The organism is Arthrobacter sp. CAL618 (assembly GCF_000468215.1).
Classification (GTDB): domain Bacteria; phylum Actinomycetota; class Actinomycetes; order Actinomycetales; family Micrococcaceae; genus Arthrobacter_D.
The window spans coordinates 1-7,365 of the sequence record NZ_ASZW01000123.1 but is presented as its reverse complement, the minus strand read 5'-3'; the positions used below and the strand labels follow the sequence as shown (position 1 = coordinate 7,365).

General features: G+C 60.7%; 4 protein-coding genes and 1 pseudogene. 4 read left to right on the top strand and 1 reads right to left on the bottom strand.

Going from position 1 to position 7,365, the window contains the following annotated elements:
• Nucleotides 1-149: 149 nt before the first annotated feature.
• Together K728_RS18810 and K728_RS0107675 are read left to right on the top strand one after the other, a co-directional pair.
• Nucleotides 150-1,692 (top strand): annotated as a pseudogene (locus K728_RS18810) (ABC transporter permease).
• Nucleotides 1,689-2,738, top strand: a complete 1,050-nt coding sequence (locus K728_RS0107675) for an ABC transporter permease (protein WP_019481621.1) — start codon at nt 1,689-1,691, stop codon at nt 2,736-2,738. Before K728_RS18810 ends, K728_RS0107675 begins: the two are co-directional and overlap by 4 nt.
• 64 nt (nt 2,739-2,802) lie before the next feature.
• Here K728_RS0107675 and K728_RS0107670 read toward each other — a convergent pair whose 3' ends face one another.
• Nucleotides 2,803-3,432 carry a PH domain-containing protein gene (locus K728_RS0107670; protein WP_019481622.1) on the bottom strand — a complete coding sequence of 210 codons (630 nt, stop codon included), beginning with the start codon at nt 3,430-3,432 and terminating at the stop codon, nt 2,803-2,805.
• An 80-nt stretch (nt 3,433-3,512) separates the two neighbouring features.
• Here K728_RS0107670 and K728_RS0107665 point away from each other — a divergent pair, with 80 nt between their 5' ends.
• Together K728_RS0107665 and K728_RS0107660 are read left to right on the top strand one after the other, a co-directional pair.
• Nucleotides 3,513-5,336 (top strand): ABC transporter ATP-binding protein, encoded by a 1,824-nt coding sequence (locus K728_RS0107665; RefSeq protein ID WP_024476338.1) that lies wholly within the window; start codon nt 3,513-3,515, stop codon nt 5,334-5,336.
• 188 nt (nt 5,337-5,524) lie between these two features.
• Nucleotides 5,525-7,309, top strand: a complete 1,785-nt coding sequence (locus tag K728_RS0107660) for a BCCT family transporter (RefSeq protein WP_019481624.1) — start codon at nt 5,525-5,527, stop codon at nt 7,307-7,309.
• The last annotated feature ends 56 nt before the right edge of the window (nt 7,310-7,365 follow it).

The following is a 7,365-nucleotide window of genomic DNA, read 5'->3' as shown; positions in this document are numbered from 1 at the left end:
AGCGCTTTCTAGCGCCTGCACTACCCTCGAATTGCGCATCCGCGGGAAGCGATTGGGATCTCCCAAATATCGGCTGCCTGTTTGGTGCATTACACTCTTGCCACAACGCCGGGTGATCCCCGGAACCTTAACATTGAGGTTTAAACACTATGGTGACCTACATCGTCCGGCGCTTAGTTGCCGCCGTGCTCATCCTGTTGGGCGCGTCCTTCATCGTCTACATGCTGACCGCATTCTCAGGCGATCCACTGGCGGATCTGCGCGAGAGCAACGTCCCCAATCGGGATACGCTCATCCAGCTTCGGACAGACCTGCTGAGTCTCGACGTCCCCGCCCCTATCNCGGTACTTCGAATGGCTCGGTGGGGCAGCCAGCTGCCTGATCCCCTTCGCGGCCACCTGCGACCTCGGCAGCAGCATCGCCGGAATTGAAGTAACCCAGCTGCTCGCCAGGGCGATGGGCCAGACCATCCTCCTCGTCACCGGCGCCACCGTCCTCGCCATCCTGATCGGCATTTCGCTCGGCATCATCACCGCCCTTCGCCAATACAGCGGGCTCGACTACGGTGTCACCTTCATGGCGTTCCTCTTCTTCTCCCTCCCGATCTTCTGGGTGGCGGTCCTGCTGAAGGAGTATGGAGCGATCGGCTTCAATACGTTCCTTGCCGATCCGAACATTTCCCTTACATCGATCCTGATCATCAGCCTGGTCTCGGCCTTCATCTGGTATCTGGTCGCCCGCGGGACTTTGCAGAAGCGTCTCATCGCAGCGGCGGCCGGGTTCGCCTTTGCAGCAGTCATTCTTTTCTTCCTCGACCTCACCCAGTGGTTCCTCGAACCAGGCTTCGGCCCCGTCGTGATTGCCATTGCAGGCGTCGGCATTGCCTACGGAGTCACCCTCCTGACCGCAGGGCTGAAGAACCGCAAGGCGCTCTACTCTGCACTAATCACCGTGGGCATCGGCATGATTGCCTACTTCACTATGCAGCCACTACTCGACCTGGCGACCCCACTGATGATCGTCCTGCTGGCCATCGCTACCGTGCTGGTCGGCGTCGCTGTCGGGTACTTCATGGGTGGCTACGACCGCCGGCAGAGCATGAACGCTGCGGGGCTCACCGCCTTCCTCATGGGTTTCACCATCCTCCTGGATCGGTTCATGCAGTCCTGGCCCCTCTACTCGGACAACAGCAGGATCCGGGGCAGGCCAATTGCCACCCTGGGTTCCTCCACCCCGAACCTTGAGGGTGACTTCTGGATCATGGGCATCGATACCTTTACCCACCTCCTGCTCCCCACCATTGCATTGATGCTGATCTCCTTGGCTGGCTACAGCCGCTATTCAAGGGCCTCGATGCTCGAGATCATGAACCAGGACTACATCCGCACGGCACGGGCCAAGGGCCTGGGGGAGCGCACAGTTGTGATGCGTCACGCGTTCCGGAACGCACTGATCCCGCTGGCCACCCTCGTCGCCTTTGACATCGGTGGCCTGATTGGTGGGGCGATCATCACCGAACAGGTCTTTGCCTTTAGCGGTATGGGCCAGCTGTTCATTGGTGCGTTGGGCCGCGTTGACCCGAATCCCATCATGGGAGTCTTCCTGATTACCGGCATCCTAGCCCTTGTCTTCAACCTCGTTGCAGACCTGGCCTACTCGGTACTTGACCCACGAGTGAGGGTAAAAGCATGAGCACCAGAGCAGAGAACAAACAGAAGCCGACCCCGAAGAAGGACGACTCGCTTGGCCTGAGCCAGGGGCAGATCGTTCGCAAACGGTTCTTCGGTAATACGGCCGCGGTAGTCAGCATGGTGGTATTTTTCTTCGTCGTGATCATGGCCTTCACCTCTATCGGTTACGCGGGCATCCCGGGCTGGTGGAAGTGGAACTATGTACAGACACTGCCCCTCGCCACACCCAACGGCGCACCGACCTGGGTGCTGCCGTTCGATTTCGGCGATCACCCCTTCGGCCAGGACCGGGTGGGACGCGACCTCTTCGCCATGACCATGCGCGGCACCCAGCTGTCGCTGATCATCATGTTCATCATCGGGATCCTGGGCGGCATCCTCGGAGTGATCATCGGAGGCGTATCAGGATATTTCCGTGGCTGGGTCGAAGCGGTACTCATGCGATTCACCGACACCATCATTGTGATTCCCCTGATCATCCTCGCCGCCGTCCTCGGTAGCGTGGGCAACAACCTCACCGGCAGTGGCACCTTCCTGCGCTCCATCATGGGCGGCAGCGCGGGAGTGATTCTGCTTGGCGTTTTCGTGGGGCTGATCATCTGGACCGGACTGGCACGCCTGGTACGCGGTGAATTTCTTTCCCTCCGCGAACGCGAGTTTGTCGACGCGGCACGTATCGCAGGCGCCTCAGACACCCGGATCATCTTCAAGCACATCCTGCCCAACGCTGTGGGAGTGATCATCGTCAACACCACCCTGGTGATGGCCTCAGCAATCCTGCTCGAATCCGCGCTGTCCTTCCTTGGCCTGGGTGTCAGGGCTCCGGATATTTCCCTGGGCAGCCTGATCAGCGACAACCAGCAGGCATTCAACACCCGGCCGTGGTTGTTCTGGTGGCCAGGTCTCTTCATCATCATGATCTGTCTGTCGATCAACTTCATCGGTGATGGGCTGCGGGATGCTTTCGATCCACGTCAGAAGAAGTTCAACGCCAAGAAGGCAGTGCACTCTGGCGATATCTCCGATCCCAACCGCCCCGAGGCTTAAAGTGCCGAAGCACATGGTCGAGCCGGTGGGCGGGGCAGCGGTACTGCCGCGTCGCGCCCACCGGTTAGACCAGGGAGAAGGCAATCAGGTTGGCGGCGAGCAGGGCGACTGCGCATCCGATCAGAACCCAATGGATGCGGGTCACCGCGGCAGTGGTTTCTGTAGCGTCGGCGTCAACCAGTCCGCCGTCGACCAGAGCTGCCCAATGAGTTCGAACCAGGAAGGCTGCCGCTCCCGAGTCGGTATTCTTCAGATCTCCCGGTCGAATGGACTGGGCCGGACCGTAGCTGGATTCGGGGAGCCCCTGGACATGCTCGGGCTTGCCGCGGTGCGTACCCCAGACCCCCGGTGCCGGCGCAGCCCACGCGGTGTGGCTGCCGCGGACGGTCACGAGGGTGAGGGCAAACTTCGTGTCAACGTGGATCAATGCGGCCCACGGCACCGAGATGGATCGCAGTGGATTGTTGAGCGTCACGGCGTCGTCGGCAATCACCACGGACGGATACCAGAACAGCAACCAGCCAAAGTAGGCCAGGGCGAGCAGCGGCCACGCGGAAATCAACCCGTCAACGCCGTCGCCAGCCACCGACAGGGCAATACCAATCCCGGCCAGTACCCACGTCAGACCTGCAAACCACTTGCCAAATCTTGGCTTGAAGATGACGGGACTGGCTACATCACTCGGGCTATTCATACCCATATAGTTTCAGGATTCCGGGCCAGTCCACTAATCACCAGAATGTGGCAGGCCACGGGCGGAAGGAAAGCAGAATCATGACCGACGGCGTCATCGAAAATTCGGAAACAGGCCAGACACCCGAGGGCGAGGTTCCTGTACTCCAGGTCAAAGGCTTGAGCGTCGACTATGGCGTTGACAAGGTCTGGGTTCCTGCAGCCATCGACCTGAACTATGAGGTCAAGGCCGGCGAGGTGCTCGCTATCGTGGGCGAGTCGGGATCGGGCAAAAGCGCAAGCTCCATGTCACTTTTGGGATTGCTCCCTGAAAACAGCCGCACCACGGGCAGCGTCAAGCTCAACGGCAGGGAAATCCTTGGGCTGACCGGAAGCAAACTTCGTCAGGTCCGTGGCCGCGATGTAGCGGTCATTTTCCAGGAACCCATGACGGCGATGAACCCGGTGTACACCATTGGGTTCCAGATCGTCGAAACCATCCGCCTGCACAACGAGATCTCCCCCGACGAAGCTAAAGAGCGGGCGTTGAAGCTGCTCGACATGGTGGAACTTCCCGACCCTGAGAAGGCGTTCAAGTCCTACCCGCACCAGCTGTCTGGAGGGCAGCGCCAACGGGCAATGATCGCCCAGTCGCTCTCCTGCGATCCGAAGCTACTCATCGCCGACGAACCCACAACCGCGCTGGACGTGACGGTTCAGGCCGAAATCCTCGACCTGATGCGAAATCTGCGCAACAAGCTCAACAGTGCCATCGTATTGATCACCCATGACATGGGCGTGGTCGCCGACCTCGCCGACCACATCGTGGTGATGAGCAAGGGCCGGATCGTTGAAGCGGGGACCTCCGCGCAGATTTTCCATAACCCGCAGCACGAGTACACGAGGAAACTACTGGCGGCAGTGCCTCACCTGGTGCAGGGCGGTTCCGAGACCGATGAAGTAGATGTCACCGCGGCACTTGCAGCCGCCACCGGTACCGAGCTCAGAAACGTCGACCAGGACGAGCTGATGCGGCGCGAACGTGAGAACCAGGCCCGGCTCGAAGAAGCAGAACGTGCCGCTGACACATCGCGGGGAGCCGCAGTCCTGCAGCTCACCGATGTGGCCATTGAGTACCCCAAACAGGGCAGAGTGCCCGCCTTCAGGGCAGTCGAAGGCGCGAACCTTGCCATTTACCCGGGAGAAATTCTCGGCCTGGTAGGCGAATCAGGGTCAGGGAAGACAACCATCGGGCGCGCCGCAGTTGGTTTGTTGCCCGTCGCCGCGGGGTCACTAACCGTCACCGGCAAGGAAATCTCGAATGCCACCCGCAAGGAACTGTTCGAGCTGCGCCGCAACGTGGGGATGGTTTTCCAGGATCCTTCCTCCTCCCTGAACCCCCGCCTGCCGTTGGGCGAGAGCATCGGCGAACCGATGTACCTGGCGAAAGTGGCTAAGGGCGCCGATCTGCAGAAGCGGATCGAGACCCTCCTCGACCAGGTGGAGCTGCCGCGCGCTTACCGCAACCGTTACCCACACGAGCTGTCGGGTGGGCAGAAACAACGGGTCGGTATTGCTCGCGCACTGTCCCTGAAACCGAAACTCCTCGTCGCTGATGAGCCGACCTCCGCGCTCGATGTGTCGGTGCAGGCCACCGTGTTGGAACTGCTGAAGAACCTGCAGCAGGAGCTCGGCTTCGCCTGCCTGTTCGTCACCCATGACCTCGCCGTCGTCGACCTCATGTCCGACCGGATCTGCGTGATGCGACGCGGGAGGATTGTGGAGCAGGGGACCAGAGACCAGATCCTTCGGCGGCCCCAGGATCCCTACACTCAGCGGCTCCTTGCAGCGGTTCCCTTGCCGAATCCGGAGAAGCAGCGCGAACGCCGCGAGCTACGGGCGAAGCTCCTCGCGTCAGCCGAGTAGCGGCCCCCGTTGACCAGGAACGACGGCGACCTATCCCTTCCGCGGATGGGTTGCCGTCGTTCCTGCGTTAAGGCGGCCTTGTGCATTGGGACCGGTCCTTCTGTAGGCTAGGTGAGGCCTTACTGCCTATGCAGAGGCTTGTCAATAGTCATTCTCACTTTTTTCAAGAAGCATGAGGAGTTACCCGAATGTCCCTCAGGTCCGGAAATCCGGCAACCGATAGTCCACCCGGCGAGCGAGACGGCCACCCTACCGAAGGGAAACCGATCGCGGCCTCACGGCTGTCCAAAGCGGTGTTCATTCCGGCCGCTGCACTGATCGTGGTGTTCGTGGGCTTCGCCCTCATCTTCCCCTCCACAGCCGCCGAAGTCATCGGTGACATCCAGACGAATGTCATTCGTGGGTTCGGCTGGTATTACGTGGCCATCGTCGCCATGTTCGTCGTCTTTTCGCTCTGGGTCGGCCTGAGTCGCTTCGGCGACATCCGTCTTGGTAAGGACGAGGACCGGCCCGAGTTCTCGCTGATGTCCTGGTTCGCGCTGCTCTTTGCCGCTGGCATGGGTATTGGCCTGGTCTTCTGGGGTGTCGCGGAGCCGCTGAACCACTTCGCCGCTCCACCGCCCGGGACCGAAGGCACCGGTATTGAGCTTGCCCAGCAGGCCCTGACGCAGACTTTCCTCCACTGGGGTCTCCACGCCTGGAGTATTTACGTAGTCGTAGGCCTGGCTATTGCCTATGCGGTGCACCGCCGCGGTCGCCCGATCTCCATTCGCTGGACCCTCGAACCTCTTCTGGGCGACAAGGTAAAGGGCAAATGGGGCGACGCTGTTGACATCATCGCCCTGGTTGGCACTCTGTTCGGTGTCGCTACCTCGCTGGGGCTCGGCGTTCTCCAGATGTCGGCGGGGCTCGACACCGCCAACATCATGGAAGCAACCAAGTTCACCCAGGTTGGTCTCATCCTGTGCATCACGGCCTTGACCCTGGTCTCAGTGATCTCAGGTGTAGGCAAGGGCATGAAATGGCTGTCCAACACCAACCTGGTGCTCGCCGGCATGCTGTTACTCTTCATTCTTTTCACCGGACCAACGCTGTTCCTGCTTCGCGAGTTCGTTCAGTCCATCGGTAACTACCTGCAGAACGTTGTGGGTCTGACCTTCGACACTCTCGCCTTTGCCGGAGCCGACGGCGAAGCCTGGCAGTCGGCCTGGACCACCTTCTACTGGGGCTGGTGGATTTCCTGGGCCCCGTTCGTAGGCATCTTCATCGCCCGCATTTCCAAGGGCCGTACCGTGCGCGAATTCGTTGCCGGCGTGCTGCTCGTTCCGACGTTGCTGACCTTCCTCTGGTTCTCGGTACTCGGCGGATCAGCCCTCTACCGCGAGCTGTTCGGCAACGGCGGTCTGGTCGGGGAAGACGGTGCGGTGGATACCAACAACGCGCTGTTCGGGCTCCTGACTGAGCTGCCCGGCGGGCCGATCCTGTTGATCGGGGCGATCATCCTGATCGCTATCTTCTTCATCACCTCGGCGGACTCCGGAGCCCTGGTGATGAGCATGATCTCAACCGGCGGGCACCCCAACCCCAAGCACTGGATCCGGGCGTTCTGGGCTGTTGCCGCCGCTACGGTAGCAATCTCCCTCCTCCTGGTCGGCGATGATGGGCTGGCCTCCATTCAGACGGCGGCCATCCTGACTGCGCTGCCGTTCAGTGTGGTGATGATCTTCATGTGCATTGCCACGGTCAAGGCATTCCACGAGGAGCATCAGGAGTTCCTGCGTGCCCAGCGGCGCCAGGCACGCATAGCTGTGGCTGATCAGGTCAACGACCATGTGAGCGAACACATGTCTGATCGGATGGATCAGCAGATCCAGGATCAGCTGGCGGATTACCACATCGAGGAAGCTCCACGAGGGGCAGCCGGAAGTTCGGGCGCCAGGCGCTGGAAGCTTTCCCGCTCCAAAAAGTCCTAGCACTCTAACGAAAGAGCTGCCCCCTTGTTTACCGGGGTAGAACACGGAAACGGCTC